This is a genomic window from Bradyrhizobium aeschynomenes, assembly GCF_013178945.1.
GTDB classification, from domain to species: Bacteria; Pseudomonadota; Alphaproteobacteria; order Rhizobiales; family Xanthobacteraceae; genus Bradyrhizobium; species Bradyrhizobium aeschynomenes.
Genome location: NZ_JABFDM010000007.1, coordinates 220,972 through 235,115, shown reverse-complemented (window position 1 = coordinate 235,115; position 14,144 = coordinate 220,972). Strand labels below are relative to the sequence as shown.

Here is a 14,144-nt window from a genome sequence, read left to right as displayed (position 1 = left end):
GGGCAGCCGAATTCAACTGCCCCGACCAGCGGCTGGCGCACGGCGCCGTCCGCACCCGGTCATCACAGAGGGGGAGCGTCCTGTCTTGAACACAACGATCTTGCTGTTCCTGTTGCAGGACGGCATTACCAACGGCGCGATCTACGCCCTGCTCGGGCTGGCGCTGGTGCTGGTATTCGCCGTCACTCGCGTCATCCTGATCCCACAGGGCGAATTCGTCACCTACGGCGCGCTGACCTATGCCTCGCTCGCCGCCGGCCGCATGCCGGGCACGGCCAAGCTCGCGGTGGTGATCGGCCTCGTCGCCTTTGCCTTCGATCTCTATGCGATGCGCAAGACGCTGCACGTGCCGAGGATCGCGCGCGCCTTCGGCCTCAACCTCGCCTTTCCGGTGGCCGTGCTGCTGGCAACCATGTGGGTCGCCGACCAGCGCATGCCGGCCGGCGTGAGCCTCGTGCTGTCGCTGCTGATCGTCGCCTCCATCGGCCTGTCGCTCTACCGCATCGTGTTCCAGCCGCTCGCCCACACCTCGGTGCTGGTGCTGCTGATCGCCTCGGTCGGCGTGCACCTCGCGCTGCAAGGCCTCGGCCTGCTGTTCTTCGGTGCCGAGGGCCAGCGCGGCCCGACGCTCTTGACCGCCAGCGCGACGCTCGGCTCGCTGCGCTTCACCGGCCAGGGCATGGCCGTCTACGGCATCACGATCGCCTTCATCGTCGGTCTCTGGCTGTTCTTCGGCCTGACCCTGTACGGCAAGGCGCTGCGCGCCACCGCCGTCAACCGGCTCGGCGCCCGCCTCGTCGGCATCCGCACCACGCTGTCCGGCCAGATCGCGTTCCTGCTGGCCTCCACCATCGGCGCGCTCTCCGGCATCCTGATCGTTCCGATCACCACGCTCTATTACGACACCGGCTTCCTGATCGGCCTCAAAGGCTTCATCGCCGCGATCATCGGCGGCCTGATCAGCTATCCGCTCACGGCGGTCGCGGCGCTGGTCGTCGGCATCGTCGAGGCGTTCTCCTCGTTCTACGCCTCGAACTTCAAGGAAGTCATCGTCTTCACGCTGCTGATCCCGGTCCTGCTGCTGCGTTCGCTCGCCGCGCCCGCGGTCGAAGAAGAGAAGGATTGAGCCGTGCGCGAGCGTTGGCCTCTCATCGTCTTTGCCGTCATCGTTGCGGCGATCCCGTTCATCCCGGGCGTGCCGCCGTTCTGGATCGTGCTGCTCGACAATATCGGCCTGTCCGCGCTGGTCGCGATGGGCCTGGTGCTGCTCACCGGCGTCGGCGGCCTCACCTCGTTCGGCCAGGCCGCCTTCGTCGGCTTCGGCGCCTATACCACGGCGGTGCTGTCGGCGCAGTATGGCGTCTCGCCCTGGCTGACCCTGCCGCTGTCGCTGCTGGTGTCCGGCCTTGCCGCCGTGCTGCTCGGCCTCGTCACGGTCAGACTGTCCGGCCACTATCTGCCGCTGGGCACGCTCGCCTGGGGCCTTGGGCTCTACTACCTCTTCAGCAAGCTTGCCTTCCTCGGCCGCAATGACGGCATCTCGGGCATCCCGCCGCTGTCGATCGGCAGCCTCAGGATGCTCGATCCCGGCACGATCTATTTCGCGATCTGGGCCGCCGTGCTGATCTCCGCGCTGCTGACGATGAACCTGCTGGACTCCCGCACCGGCCGCGCCATCCGCGCGCTGCGTCGGGGCCACATCGCCGCGGAAGCGTTCGGCGTGTATTCGCCGCGCGCCAAGCTGCTGGTGTTCATCTATGCGGCGGTGCTCGCCGGTCTGTCCGGTTGGCTCTATGCGCACTTCACCCGCGCGGTAAACCCGACCCCGTTCGGCGCGCAGGCCGGCATCGAATATCTGTTTGTCGCGGTCGTCGGCGGCGCCGGCTATGTCTGGGGCGGCGTGCTCGGCGCTGCGATCGTCGTGATCCTGAAGGAAGTGCTGCAAAGCTACCTCCCGCTGCTGCTGCATGGCGAGGGCCAGCTCGAGACCATCGTGTTCGGCGTCCTCCTCGTCACCCTGCTGCAGCTCGCGCCGACCGGCCTGTGGCCGTGGCTGACTGCGCGGCTGCCGTTCAAGCCGCTCGCCAAGAAGCCGGACACCTCGCTCAAGTTGCCGGCGCGCGAGCGCTCCGCGACGACGCCGAACGTGCTGCTGCAGGTCGACAATGCGCGCAAACAGTTCGGTGGTGTGGTCGCGGTCAACAACGTCTCGTTCGACGTCCAGGCCCGCGAGATCGTGGCGCTGATCGGCCCCAACGGCGCCGGCAAGAGCACGACCTTCAACCTGATCACCGGCGTGCTGCCGCCGACCTCCGGCAACATCTCGGTGCTCGGCAAGGCTGTCGGCAACGCGCCGCCGCAGGACGTCGTCAAGCTCGGCATTTCCCGCACCTTCCAGCACGTCAAGTTGGTGCCGGACATGACGGTGCTCGAGAACGTCGCGATCGGCGCGCATCTGCGCGGCCATTCCGGCGCGCTCTCCAGCATGTTCCGGCTCGACCGCGGCGACGAGGCCAAGCTGCTGGCGGAAGCGGCGCGCCAGATCGAGCGCGTCGGGCTCGGCGACCAGATGCACCAGCTCGCCGGCTCGCTTTCGCTGGGCCAGCAGCGCATCGTCGAGATCGCCCGCGCGCTGTGCGTCGATCCGATGCTGCTGCTGCTCGACGAACCCGCCGCCGGCCTGCGCCACATGGAGAAGCAGCGCCTCGGGGCGTTGCTGCGCGAACTGCGCGCCGGCGGCATGTCGGTGCTGCTGGTGGAGCACGACATGGGCTTCGTCATGGATCTCGCCGACCGCATCGTGGTGCTCGACTTCGGCACCAAGATTGCCGAGGGCACACCAGCCGCGATCAAGACCAATCCCGAGGTGATCAAGGCGTATCTCGGAGCCACCGCATGAGCACCCTGCTGGAAGTCAGCGACGCCCACGTCTCCTACGGCAAGGTCGAGGCTGTCCGCTCGGTCTCGCTCACCGTGGCCGAGAACGAGATCGTCACCATCATCGGCGCCAATGGCGCCGGCAAGACGACGCTGCTGAGCGCCATCATGGGCGTGTTTCCGCTGAAGGGCCGTGTCGCGTTCCTGGGCGAGGACATGGCCCGGCTCGAGATCGAGGACCGCGTCGCCCGCGGCCTCTGCCTGGTGCCGGAGCATCGCGAGCTGTTCGCGACCATGAACGTGGAGGACAATCTGCAGCTCGGCGCCTTCAGGATGTCCAAGGCACATGCGGCCCGTGGCTTCGAGCACGTCTACACGCTGTTTCCGAAGCTGAAGGAGCGGCGCAAGCAGCTCGCCGGCACGCTCTCCGGCGGCGAGCAGCAGATGCTGGCGATGGGCCGCGCGCTGATGGGCTCGCCCAAGATGCTAATGCTCGACGAGCCGAGCCTCGGTCTGGCGCCGATCATCGTCGCCGGCATCTTCGAGATCGTCGCCAAGCTGCGCCAAGAAGGCGTCTCGGTGCTGCTGGTCGAGCAGAACGCCAAGGCGGCGCTGAATGTCGCCGACCGCGCCTATGTGATGGAGCTGGGCGAGTTCGTGCTCAATGGCAAGGCGAGCGAGATCGCGACCGACCCGCGCGTCGCGGCGAGCTATCTCGGCTTTGCCGAGGCGGCCGCGAGCTGAGCCGGATGGCGAGAGGATGAGGCGCTGTCTCAGGATGGCGCCTCCTTCGACAGCAGGAAGTCGACCATCACGCGCTCCAGCGCCCGGTACATATCCGTGCCGGTTGCCGTCAGGCAGCCGCGCGCACGCGCGGCGGCGATGAACGGCGAGACTTCCGGCTTGGTGATGACGCAGCCGCAATAGGCTGACGCGCTGACGGTCGCCATGTCGACCGGCAGGGGATCGCCGGGCTGCATGCCGGCCGGGGTCGCATTGGCGACCATGTCGAATCCGCCGGCATCGGTGCTGCCGATGACCGCGCGGCCCTTGCCGCGCTCATTGAGGCGCGCGATCAGCGCATCGCGACGGCCCGGATCGCTGTCGTGAATGGCGAGTTCGCGCACGCCGGAATCGATCAGCGCGAGCGCGATCGCCGAGCCGGCGCCGCCTGCTCCGATCTGCAAGGCGCGAACGCCAGCGGGATCGAATCCCGCAGCCTTTGCCGCACCGACGAAGCCGAGGCCGTCGACCATGTCGCCGTGCCACCCGCGGCTTGCAACGCGGCGCATGAGGTTCACGGCGCCGATGAAGTGGGCGCGCTCGGTCGCGGTCGTGCAGGCCCGGTAGCAGGCGAATTTATGCGGGATGGTCGCGACGATGCCGTCGAGATTGTTGACTCGCGTCATCGTCGCGATGAAGGCAGCGAGATCGGCCGGCGCGACCTGGACCGCAACCAGGATCGCGTCGCTCTCGCGATCCGCGAAGGCTTCGCTGACACCGGCCGGCGCGCGCACCTGCGCGATGGGATCGCCGATGATGATGTGGAGCCGGGTGGCGCCGGTGGGTGCGAAGATCATCGCGGCCTCTCGGAAAACGACAAAGATTGTGGTTCAAATAGCCGAAAGGCCGGCTCACCGAGCCGGCCTTCCTGATTCGAAGCTATGGTCTGTCCGCTCACTTCGCGGGGACGTATTTGCCGTCCTTCACGGTCAGGATGATGCGGGCGCGGTCGTCGAGGCCGGAGCGGTCCTTTTCGGTGAAGTTGTAGACGCCCTGCGAGGCCGCAAGGTCCTTCTCGCTCAGCAGCGCCTGGCGGATCGCCTCGCGGAACTCCGGCGTGCCGGGCTTGGCGGTCTTCAGCGCCACCGGGATGACGCGCTTGAGGATCTCGAACGCATCGAACGAGTGGCCGGCGAACTGGCTGCGGCTGTTCGGGCCGTACTTGGCTTCATAGGCCTTGTTCAGCTCCATGCCCGGCTTCTTGGTCAGCGCGCTGTCGTCCTGCGTCTCCGGCGACATCACCGGACCCGAGGCCATGATCACGCCCTCCGCCGCCTTGCCGGCGATGCGGATGAAGTCCATGCTCGCCGCGCCATGCGTCTGATAGATCAGGCCGGTGTAGCCGCGCTCGCGCAGCTCGGTCTGCGGCAGCGCCGCCGCGGTGCCGGAGGCGCCGACCAGGATGGCATCCGGATTGGCGGCGACCAGCTTCAGCACCTGGCCGGTGACCGAGGTGTCGGGACGCGCAAAGCGCTCCTCGTCGGCAATGGTGATGCCCATCGGCACGGCCTGGTTCTTGAGGTCGTTGAACCAGAGATCGCCGTAGGAGTCGGAATAGCCGATATAGCCGACGGTCTTCACATTATGCGCCTTCATGTGCTCGTACAGCACCTTGCCCATGATCGGCACCGGCTGCGGCATCACCACGGACCATTTCGCACGCTCCGGCGTGACCGGGAACGGCGCCAGGCCGAAATGCGGAATGCCGGCTTCGCTGGCGACGTTGGACACCGCGATGGTCGGCGGGGTCAGGGCCGAGCCCATGATGATGTCGGCCTTGGATTCCGTCACGAAGCGGCGGGCGTTGGTGGTCGCCGTGGTCGGATCGCCGCCGTCGTCGAGCACGATCACCTTCAGCGGCACGCCGCCGATCTCCTTCGGCACGAACTCCAGCGCATTGCGCTCGGGGATGCCGAGCGCCGCGCCCGGACCCGTCGTGGTCGTGGTGATGCCGATGGTGATCTCGCTGGTCTGCGCCAGCGCCGGGGCCGACGCGAGCATCGCGATGACGCCAGCCGCCGCCAGATAGGCCTTCCTCATAAAATCCTCCCTCAATCTTTTCGGTTCAGCTCGTGATCCGCCGATCCTGTTTGCATCCCGCCCCTTGTCCGGGGCGCCTTCCAACACGGCCGGCCGATATGTGTCCAAACGTGATCATAGCATTGAACACGAGAAGATCACTTCTCACCATCCGACCAAAGCACGACAGCTGAACATCCTTAAGACGGCCGCATGTCGCACCTATTCCAGCCTCATCCTCCGAGAAACCTGGCTCGCATCTCCTCCGGAAACGGCGCCGATTTCAGCTTGTCCGGGTCAGCCGGATCACGCCCAACCAGCACCCGCGTCTCGAACCCTTCGATCGCCAGCGCCTCGCCCTTGAACACCTTGTGGATGACGTCGAACGAGGAGCGCTTGATGCTCTCGATCCGGCTCTCGATCGTGATCCAGTCGCCATAGGTCGAGGGGATGTAGAACTTGGCGCGGGTGTCGACCATGGGGATGCCGACCAGTCCATAGCGGCGGACGATGTCCTGCTTGGAAAAGCCGGCCGCCTCGAACATCACCGAGGTCGCATCGTCGAACATCGCAAAGTAGCGCGGATAGTAGACGATGTTGGCGGGATCGCAGTCGCCCCACTGGATCTGCACGTCGCGGCGGTTGACGAACATGTTCTTAGCCTCGCTCTACGCCACGGCGGCAGTGCGCCCCCTCTCCCCGTCCTTCACGGGGAGAGGGGCGGGGTGAGGGGCAGCCACGAGCACCAGACTCGCGGAGAGCCCCCTCACCCGGATTGCATCTGGCGATGCAATCCGACCTCTCCCCGCGCGCGGGGAGAGGTTGAGAGCGAGCTCTTGGCGACCAGTGGTGTGCATCATACCGACTACGCTTCACCTTTTTTTGAGGCGGTGGGCACGCTGCGCTTTGCCCACCCTACGGCTGCGGATCTCTCCGTTGTCATTCCGGGGCGCGCGAAGCGCGAGCCCGGAATCCATGTCTCCACCGAACCAGAGGCCAAATGGATTCCGGGCCCGACGCTTTCGCGTCGTCCCGGAATGACGCCTATGTGGACGTCGGCGCGCGGCACTTACTTCGGCGCCATGCGCAGCGAGCCGTCGAGGCGGACGACTTCGCCGTTGAGGTAGGGGTTCTCGACCATGTGCAGCGCGAGCGCGGCGAATTCGTCGGCGTGGCCGAGCCGGCGCGGGAACGGGATCGCGGCGGCGAGCGAGTCCTGGGCCTCCTGCGGCAGGTTGGCGAGCAGCGGGGTCAGGAACAGGCCAGGCGCGATGGTCAGCACGCGGATGCCGAACTGCGCCAGCTCGCGCGCGATCGGCAGCGTCATGCCGACGATGCCGCCCTTCGAGGCCGAGTAGGCCGACTGCCCGATCTGGCCGTCATAGGCGGCCACCGAAGCCGTATTGATGACGACGCCGCGCTCGCCGGTCGCCTGCGGCTCCAGCTTGGTCATGCCGTTGGTGACCAGACGCAGCATGTTGAACGAGCCGATCAGATTGACCTTGATGACCTTCTCGAAATCGGACAGCGCCATCGGGCCGTCGCGGCCGACGACGCGCTTGGCGACGCCGATGCCGGCGCAGTTCACCAGCACGCGCGGCTGCTGGCCGAGCGCCTTGACGGCCTCGGCGACGCCGGCTTCCGCGCCCGCGGCGTCGGAGACGTCGCAGACCACGGAGACGCCGTTGATCTCGGCCGCGACCTCGGCCGCCAGCTTGGCGTTGAGATCGAACACGGCGACCTTGGCGCCCTGCGACGCGAGCTTGCGGGCGGTGGCGGCCCCGAGGCCGGAGGCGCCGCCGGTGACGATGGCGGCCTGATCCTTCAACAACATGTCGTTTCTCCCTTGAATGCTCAGGTCAGCGGGCCAGGATGACGTCGTCGTCCGGCGCCGCAGCGTAGATGCGCTCGATCAGGTCCTTGCGGTTCTCCAGCACGGCGCGCTGGTTGATCGAGCCCTTGTCGGTGACCTCGCCCTTGTCGATGGACAGCGGCAGGCCGAGCAGCACGGCGCGCGCGATGCGGGTCGACGAGCCGGTCGCGGTAGCCAGGAACTTCGTGAACCGCTCCCGGAATGCTTCCCGGATCAGGGGATCGGCAGCGGTCGCGGCGAGGTCGTCGAACGGCAACGTCGCATTGATCAGGCGGCAGCCGTCGAGATCGAGCACGACGATGGCCGCAATCTCGTCCCGGTTGATGCCGGCAATGATCACGTCGCGCGCCAGCGGCGCGCAGGCCGCGACGAAGCGCGCCCTGAGAGGACCGACCGAGACCCAGGTGCCGGATGCGAGCTTGAAGTCCTCGGCGACGCGGCCGTCGAAATCGAAGCCGGCGTTGAAATCGTTGGGGTCGACGGGCTTCAGCGCGTCGCCCATCTGATAGTAGCCTTCCGAGTCGAACGCTGCGGCCGACACCTCGGGCAGGCGCCAATAGCCCGGCGTGACGTTCGGGCCCTTGGCGCGCACTTCCATCTTGCCGTTGTTCGGCACCAGCTTGGCCTCGTTGCCCGGCACGGGAAGGCCGACATGGCCGGATCGGCTGGTGCGCGGATTGACCGACATGAAGAACGGCGCGGTCTCGGTCGAGCCGAGGCCGGTCAGCATCGGCACGCGATATCCCGTCTCGGCCACGGAGAGCTCGTCGAGCTCGTTCCAGACGTGCGGGGCAAGAGCTGCGCCGGAGAAGAACATCGCGTGCAGCCGCTTGAAGAAGGTCTTCCGCAGGCCCGGGTCCTCGCGGAAATACGGCAGTAGCGACTCGTAGCCCTTGGGGACGTTGAAGTAGACCGTCGGCGAGATCTCGCGCAAGTTGCGCACCGTCTCCTCGATGCCGCCGGGCACGGGCTTGCCCTGGTCGAGATACATCGAGCCGCCGTTGAACAAGGTCAGGCCGATGTTGTGGTTGCCGCCGAACGTGTGATTCCACGGCAGCCAGTCGATGATGACGGGCGGCTCGTCCTTCAGGAAGGCCAGCGTCTCGCGGATCATCACCTGGTTGGCGCAGATCATGCGCTGGGTGTTGATGACGGCCTTCGGATTGCCGGTCGAGCCCGAGGTCAGCAGGAATTTCGCGATCGTGTCGGGACCGATCTTGTCATTGATAGCGTCGAGGCCGGGGAACAGCGGCGAGGCGATGAGATCGGCGAGCATCGTGATCTTGCGACCCGGCACCGCGCCGAACGACGCCACGATCTCGGTGCCCTCGGGCACGTTGGCGACCAGCGCGTCGGCGAACTTGTCGGCGTCGTCGACGAAGACGAGGCCCGGCGTCAGCAGCTTCATCAAATAGGCGAGCTTGCCGAAGTCGCGCGACACCAGCGAATAGGCCGGGGAGACCGGGCAGAACGGCACGCCGGCATAGAGCGAGCCGAATGCCACCAGCGCATGGTCGATCGAATTGCCGGAGAGGATCATCACCGGACGATCCGGCGACAGGCCGCGGGCGAGCAGGCCCGAGGCGATGTGCCGGCTTGCCGCCAGCAACGTGCCATAGCTCAGCTCGCGCCAACCCTCGGGGCCGACGCGTTCGGCCATGAACACGCGCTCCGGCGCTTCCTTGGCGAAGTGGTGCAGCCGGTCGGTGATCCGCCGCGGGAAGTCGCCGAGCGGCCGCGTCGGCCGGAGATAGATGGTGCCGTCGTCACGGCGCTCGACGTTGACGACGGGATCGTTGAAAGAGATCGCGCGCAACGGATGAACACTGGCGCTGCGCGCCGTGTTGTCCGTCCCTCCCTGTGTGCTTGTTCTTGTTTGTGCGGTCATGTCACGTCGGCTTCACTTTTGCGGTCTTGTGATCGAGGAAGGCGCGGATACGACTCTTGGCCTCCTTGTCGCTCTGCGCGACGGTGGCCATCAGCGATTCCATCAGCAGCCCGGTCTGCGGATTCGCCTCGGCGATCATCGGCAAGGCCTGCAGCACGGCGAAGTTCGTCAGCGGCGCGTTGCCCGCGATCTTGGCCGCTAGCTCCAGCGCCTTGGTCATCGAGGCACCGGCGTCGACGAGATATTGCGCGAAGCCGTAGGACGAGCCTTCGGTGGCCGAGTAGACGCGGCCGGTCAGCATCATGTCCATCATGCGGGCGACGCCGATCAGGCGCGGCAATCGGACCGAGCCGCCGCCGCCGACGAAGATGCCGCGCTGGCCCTCGGGCAGCGCGAAATAGGCCGAGGGCTCGGCGACGCGAATATGCGCGGCGCAGGCGAGCTCGAGGCCGCCGCCGATGACGGCGCCCTTCAGCGCGGCGATCACCGGCACGCGGCAATATTGGATGCGGTCGAACACGCGATGCCACATCTGCGAATGCTGGAGGCCTTCGGTGGCGTCGCGCTCGCGCAACTCGGACAGATCGAGGCCGGAGGAGAAATTGTCGCCGAGGCCGTGGATCACGACGCAGCGGACGTCGTCGGGCAGGCTCGTGAAGCAGTCGCCGATCGCGAGGATGATGCCGTCATTGAGCGCATTGCGCTTGGCGGGACGGTTGAGCCCGATCGTCAGGACGGCGCCCTGCTGTTCGATCTGCAGCAGAGACGGATCGCCCGCTGGCGTGGCGGTGTCGGCGTTTCCCATCGCTTGATTGTGTCCTGTTCAGAATAGTTATGTTTTATAACGATCTCGGCAGGAGTCAATAAGCGGCGCCTGAGATCGTGTTGTGCAATGCAAAATGGACGGTGCCTCGAATGAACTACATGAGGCGTGCGGGCGGCATCGTAAGACGCATCAGCGCAAAGGCAAATGACATGATGCGGCATTCCCGCGGCGAATTCGCGCCCGGGTTTGCTGATCTCGTTCACCCTCTGGTGCAGAGGGCGCAGGGAAGGCCAGGCGCCGACTGACGCCTGCGGCCCGCCTGCGAAAAAAATGCAGGCGGCAGGTACCACAGGTGCAGCCGGAGAACGCCCGGCCTTCCCTGCGCGATGGTCTTCACGCTTATACGCAGTCTGCCTGGTGCGCCGGGCTTGTTGGCCACCATTCGCGACAATGCTTACGCATTGCGCGGGACACCAGCATCGGGGTGCCAGCACGCTGCGACTTCACGTCCGCGTCACGCCGTTCGTCCGCGCGAGCAAAGCCCACGCTGCGGCATGATCGCGGCCACCGCTCCCCGCCCCGCGTGTCGTGACGATCGCGCGCAACGCCCCTCGGCTTGGGACGGGATGGGGGGAGATGATCACGATTTCCGATAAATCGCAAGATATTTTTATTTTACAGAATTCACAAACGGCGCCATCGGATCGACTTCACAGTCGCGACATATCTCCTCTCGTCATTCCGGGGCGCCCGCAGGGCGAGCCCGGAATCCATAACCACCATCGGGAGTATGGATTCCGGGCTCGTGCCGCTTCGCGGCCCGCCCCGGAATGACCCGTGGATGGGTCGACGATCTCACTCATCTAACGGCTTACTCACGCCTGGCCAGGGCGTCGAATGATCCAATGCACGATCGAGGTGATGCATCGGCCCGATGCCAGGGCTCTGCGCCGGCTCCGCAAATGAACGGCCGACAACGTCGCATTCAGGGTGGCTTCAATGCGCACGCCGTAGAACGTCTGCCGTCACCACACTTCCCAATGGAGGGGACCATGGTTTCGCTGAAGAATTCTCTTGCTGGCGGCGTTGCCGCGCTTGCCGTGACCGCCACCCTGCTCGCCGGCGCGGCGCCGGCTCAGGCGCATGACGGGCGCAATGCGGCGCTGATCGGTGGTCTCCTGGTCGGCGCTCTCGTCGGCGGCGCCATCGCGTCGGAAGCGCAAGCCTATGAGCCGGCTCCGGTGTACCGGTCCCACTACCGCGACGCGGCGTATGACGGCTACGGCTACGAGCGTTACCGCTACGTGCCGGCGCGCCACTACCGCAATTGCGACCACGACGGCTACGGCCGGGCGTCGAGCTGGGACGACGAGGATTAGTCGCCGGCCTTGCCGAATACGAAGCTGTTGCGACGAACGACCCGGTCAGCCAATAGCTCCGTCATGCCCGGGCTTGTCCCGGGCATCCACGTCGTTCTACGCATGCCGGAGGACGTGGATGCCCGGGACAAGCCCGGCCATGACGACGTGGAGACAGGCGACCGCCAAACTCAGGCCGCCTGATGCGATCGCACTACGCAAGCAGCCGGGCCTACAACACCACGTGCACGTCGATGATGACGCGGTCCGCGTGCCGCGCCGCCGAGCCGATGAAGACGTGCTCCATCAGCCAGCGATATCTGTCGTGGCCGGTCTCGAAGCGCGGGTGGGTGCGGAAGTAGATCCGTTTGGGATCGACAGCCTCGCCGCGCTTGAGCTTCTGCAAGAGGTCGACCGGCCCGAAGCGGATGCCGCGGTTTTCGACATAGATGGTGGCGCCGTCGTCGGTCTCGAAGGCGTATTTGGCCTCGAGGTCGATCAGCTCGTTGGGGCGGATGACCTGGAAGTCGGCGCCGAAATTGCAGATCCGGCCGCTGACGCCCTCTCCGTTCAGGCCGGGCCCCTTCACCTCTCCGCCATGGATCGGGATGATCCGGCGCACGCCGATGCCGGTTTCGCCGGCCGAGGTGACGGCGCCGATCATCACGGTGAGGGTGAAGACGTAGCGGGTCTCGAGAGCGGGCGTCGTCATCAGCGGGCCATTTGTTGCGGAAGCCAGGTGGCGAGCAGCGGGAAGGCGATCAGGATCACCAGCCGGATCAGGTCGGTGGCGACGAACGGCAGCACGCCCTTGAAGATGGTCGAGAACGACACGTCCTTGACCACGCTCTTGATGACAAAGACGTTCATGCCGACCGGCGGATGGATCAGGCCGAGCTCGACGGTCATCACGATGATGACGCCGAACCAGATCGGATCGAAGCCGAGATGCTGGATGACAGGGAAGATGATCGGCACGGTCAGGATGATCATCGCCATGGCATCCATCAGGCAGCCGAGCACGAGATACATCACCATGATCAGCGCCAGCACGCCATACGGCCCGAGGCCGAGGCCGGTGAGGAACTCCGTCACCTTCTGCGGCGTCTGCGTCACCGTGAGGAAGTAGCCGAAGATCAGCGCGCCGATCAGCACCGTGAACACGGCAGCCGCCGTGCGCGTCGCCTGCAGCAGCGAGGCCAGGATCTTCTCCTTGTCGAGCCGCCCGGTGAACACCCCGATCAGGAACGCACCGGTGGCGCCGACGCCGCCGGCCTCGGTCGGCGTAAAGCGCGGCAGGAAGGGCAGACCATAGAGACCGCCGATCACGAACAGGAACAGCAGCATCGGCGCCCAGATGCCTTTCAGACCCTTGATGCGCTCGGACCACGGCGGCGCCTCGCCCTTCGGCAGGAAGTCCGGCCTGACGCGGCCGATCACCGTGATGGTGATCATGTACATGGTCATCGCCAGGAGCCCCGGAATGATGCCGGCGATGAACAGCTTGCCGATGTCCTGCTCGGTGATGATGCCGTAGACCGCGAGCACCGTCGACGGCGGCAGCATCGCGCCCAGGGTGCCGCCGGCGGCGATGACGCCGGTGGCGAAGGATTGCGGATAGCCGAAGCGGCGCATCTCGGGATAGGCCACCGCGGAGAACGTCGCGGCGGTCGCCACCGACGAGCCGCAGATCGCGGCGAAGCCGCCGCAGGCCGCCACCGTCGCGATGCCGAGGCCGCCTCTAAGATGACCGACGAAGCCGTTGGCGGCGCGGAACAGCTCGCGGCTCATGCCGGAGTTGGACACGAACGTTCCCATCAGGAGAAACATCGGGATCACGCCGAACGTGTAGTCCGTGACCGTGCGCATCGAGGTCTGGCCGACCAGCTTCAGCGCCGCCGTGCCGTTGACGAGATAGGCAAAGCCGGAGACGCCGACGAGCCCCATCGCCATGCCGACGGGCACGCGCAGCAGCATCAGCGCGAACAGCGCAACGAAGCCGATGACGGCAACCGCATCCGTGCTCATGCGGCGCTACTCCGTGGGCTTGACGTGAGGGTCATGAATCTCCTCGGGGTGGAAGATCAGGCGATAGGTTCGGATGGCGATGAGAAGCACCGCCGAGACGTCGCCGATCCAGGCGATGGCGAAGAACGGCCAGGTCGGCATGTGCAGATCGTAGGTGAGGACGTTGTCCTCATAGGTGCCGCGCACCTTGTCGAACAGGGTCCAGGTCTGCACGGTGACGACGAACAGCAACACCAGCGTGGCGAAGATGTCGATCCAGCGCTGGTAGCGCGGGCCGACATTGCCCCAGATCAGATCGACCGTGATGTGGGTGCCGCGATACGACGTCGCAGCAATGCCCCAGAAGATCAGGATGCCGAGCAGCATGCGCCCGATGTCGAACGAGTCCGGGATCGCGTAGTTCATCGTGTTGCGCAGCAGCACCGACAGAAAGATGTCGAGCGCGACGATGCCGACGAAGAACGCGGCGATCCACTCGATCCCGTCGATGATCCGGTCCATGAAGGCGCGCTGCATGGCGTCCCCGTTCTAGCGTCAAAGGTCTGAGAGATT

General features: G+C 66.1%; 13 protein-coding genes. 4 read left to right on the top strand and 9 right to left on the bottom strand.

What is annotated here, in order from left to right:
• Positions 1–85 precede the first annotated feature (85 nt).
• The 3 genes from HL666_RS21535 to HL666_RS21525 are packed head-to-tail and all read left to right on the top strand — an operon-like array spanning position 86 to position 3,621.
• A complete protein-coding gene (locus HL666_RS21535) occupies positions 86–1,126 on the top strand; it encodes a branched-chain amino acid ABC transporter permease (protein ID WP_172111505.1) in 1,041 nt (346 codons plus the stop codon).
• Positions 1,127–1,129: 3 nt separating this feature from the next.
• Positions 1,130–2,899: a branched-chain amino acid ABC transporter ATP-binding protein/permease gene (locus HL666_RS21530; protein WP_172183465.1), complete on the top strand. Its 1,770-nt coding sequence runs from the start codon at positions 1,130–1,132 to the stop codon at positions 2,897–2,899.
• Positions 2,896–3,621 (top strand): ABC transporter ATP-binding protein, encoded by a 726-nt coding sequence (locus tag HL666_RS21525; RefSeq protein WP_172111507.1) that lies wholly within the window; start codon positions 2,896–2,898, stop codon positions 3,619–3,621. Before HL666_RS21530 ends, HL666_RS21525 begins: the two co-directional genes overlap by 4 nt.
• 29 nt (positions 3,622–3,650) lie before the next feature.
• Here HL666_RS21525 and HL666_RS21520 read toward each other — a convergent pair whose 3' ends face one another.
• The 6 genes from HL666_RS21520 to HL666_RS21495 form a co-directional block, all read right to left on the bottom strand.
• Entirely contained in the window at positions 3,651–4,457 is an 807-nt protein-coding gene (locus HL666_RS21520) for a shikimate dehydrogenase family protein (protein WP_172183463.1), read from the bottom strand.
• A gap of 97 nt (positions 4,458–4,554) precedes the next feature.
• A complete protein-coding gene (locus HL666_RS21515; RefSeq protein WP_172111509.1) occupies positions 4,555–5,700 on the bottom strand; it encodes an ABC transporter substrate-binding protein in 1,146 nt (381 codons plus the stop codon).
• A 212-nt stretch (positions 5,701–5,912) separates the two neighbouring features.
• Positions 5,913–6,332 carry an acyl-CoA thioesterase gene (locus HL666_RS21510; RefSeq protein ID WP_172111510.1) on the bottom strand — a complete coding sequence of 140 codons (420 nt, stop codon included), beginning with the start codon at positions 6,330–6,332 and terminating at the stop codon, positions 5,913–5,915.
• A 416-nt stretch (positions 6,333–6,748) separates the two neighbouring features.
• On the bottom strand, positions 6,749–7,513 hold the full coding sequence (locus tag HL666_RS21505) for an SDR family NAD(P)-dependent oxidoreductase (protein WP_172183461.1): 765 nt from the start codon (positions 7,511–7,513) through the stop codon (positions 6,749–6,751).
• A 25-nt stretch (positions 7,514–7,538) separates the two neighbouring features.
• Positions 7,539–9,440 carry a feruloyl-CoA synthase gene (locus HL666_RS21500; protein WP_172183459.1) on the bottom strand — a complete coding sequence of 634 codons (1,902 nt, stop codon included), beginning with the start codon at positions 9,438–9,440 and terminating at the stop codon, positions 7,539–7,541.
• A gap of 1 nt (position 9,441) precedes the next feature.
• Positions 9,442–10,245 (bottom strand): crotonase/enoyl-CoA hydratase family protein, encoded by an 804-nt coding sequence (locus HL666_RS21495; RefSeq protein WP_172183457.1) that lies wholly within the window; start codon positions 10,243–10,245, stop codon positions 9,442–9,444.
• Between the two features lie 1,013 nt (positions 10,246–11,258).
• On the opposite strand from HL666_RS21495, the gene HL666_RS21490 reads away from it, so the two are divergent.
• Positions 11,259–11,585, top strand: a complete 327-nt coding sequence (locus HL666_RS21490; protein WP_172111514.1) for a hypothetical protein — start codon at positions 11,259–11,261, stop codon at positions 11,583–11,585.
• Positions 11,586–11,796: 211 nt separating this feature from the next.
• Here HL666_RS21490 and HL666_RS21485 read toward each other — a convergent pair whose 3' ends face one another.
• Genes HL666_RS21485 through HL666_RS21475 form a run of 3 tightly spaced genes read right to left on the bottom strand, consistent with a single transcriptional unit; the run spans position 11,797 to position 14,108 of the window.
• Positions 11,797–12,276, bottom strand: coding sequence for a DUF3237 domain-containing protein (locus HL666_RS21485; protein WP_172183455.1), 480 nt, complete (start codon positions 12,274–12,276; stop codon positions 11,797–11,799).
• The gene (locus HL666_RS21480) at positions 12,276–13,592 is read right to left on the bottom strand and encodes a TRAP transporter large permease (protein ID WP_172111516.1); all 1,317 of its coding nucleotides are present in this window, start codon (positions 13,590–13,592) and stop codon (positions 12,276–12,278) included. Before HL666_RS21480 ends, HL666_RS21485 begins: the two co-directional genes overlap by 1 nt.
• A gap of 6 nt (positions 13,593–13,598) precedes the next feature.
• The gene (locus HL666_RS21475; RefSeq protein WP_172111517.1) at positions 13,599–14,108 is read right to left on the bottom strand and encodes a TRAP transporter small permease; all 510 of its coding nucleotides are present in this window, start codon (positions 14,106–14,108) and stop codon (positions 13,599–13,601) included.
• Positions 14,109–14,144: the final 36 nt, after the last annotated feature.

What these genes read in the sequence shown, in the direction of transcription:
- HL666_RS21505 (WP_172183461.1), bottom strand. Translation starts at nt 7,513, where the DNA reads ATGTTGTTGAAGGATCAGGCCGCCATCGTCACCGGCGGCGCCTCCGGC.
- HL666_RS21495 (WP_172183457.1), bottom strand. Translation starts at nt 10,245, where the DNA reads ATGGGAAACGCCGACACCGCCACGCCAGCGGGCGATCCGTCTCTGCTG.
- HL666_RS21480 (WP_172111516.1), bottom strand. Translation starts at nt 13,592, where the DNA reads ATGAGCACGGATGCGGTTGCCGTCATCGGCTTCGTTGCGCTGTTCGCG.
- HL666_RS21520 (WP_172183463.1), bottom strand. Translation starts at nt 4,457, where the DNA reads ATGATCTTCGCACCCACCGGCGCCACCCGGCTCCACATCATCATCGGC.
- HL666_RS21475 (WP_172111517.1), bottom strand. Translation starts at nt 14,108, where the DNA reads ATGCAGCGCGCCTTCATGGACCGGATCATCGACGGGATCGAGTGGATC.
- HL666_RS21490 (WP_172111514.1), top strand. Translation starts at nt 11,259, where the DNA reads ATGGTTTCGCTGAAGAATTCTCTTGCTGGCGGCGTTGCCGCGCTTGCC.
- HL666_RS21525 (WP_172111507.1), top strand. Translation starts at nt 2,896, where the DNA reads ATGAGCACCCTGCTGGAAGTCAGCGACGCCCACGTCTCCTACGGCAAG.
- HL666_RS21510 (WP_172111510.1), bottom strand. Translation starts at nt 6,332, where the DNA reads ATGTTCGTCAACCGCCGCGACGTGCAGATCCAGTGGGGCGACTGCGAT.
- HL666_RS21500 (WP_172183459.1), bottom strand. Translation starts at nt 9,440, where the DNA reads ATGACCGCACAAACAAGAACAAGCACACAGGGAGGGACGGACAACACG.
- HL666_RS21515 (WP_172111509.1), bottom strand. Translation starts at nt 5,700, where the DNA reads ATGAGGAAGGCCTATCTGGCGGCGGCTGGCGTCATCGCGATGCTCGCG.
- HL666_RS21485 (WP_172183455.1), bottom strand. Translation starts at nt 12,276, where the DNA reads ATGACGACGCCCGCTCTCGAGACCCGCTACGTCTTCACCCTCACCGTG.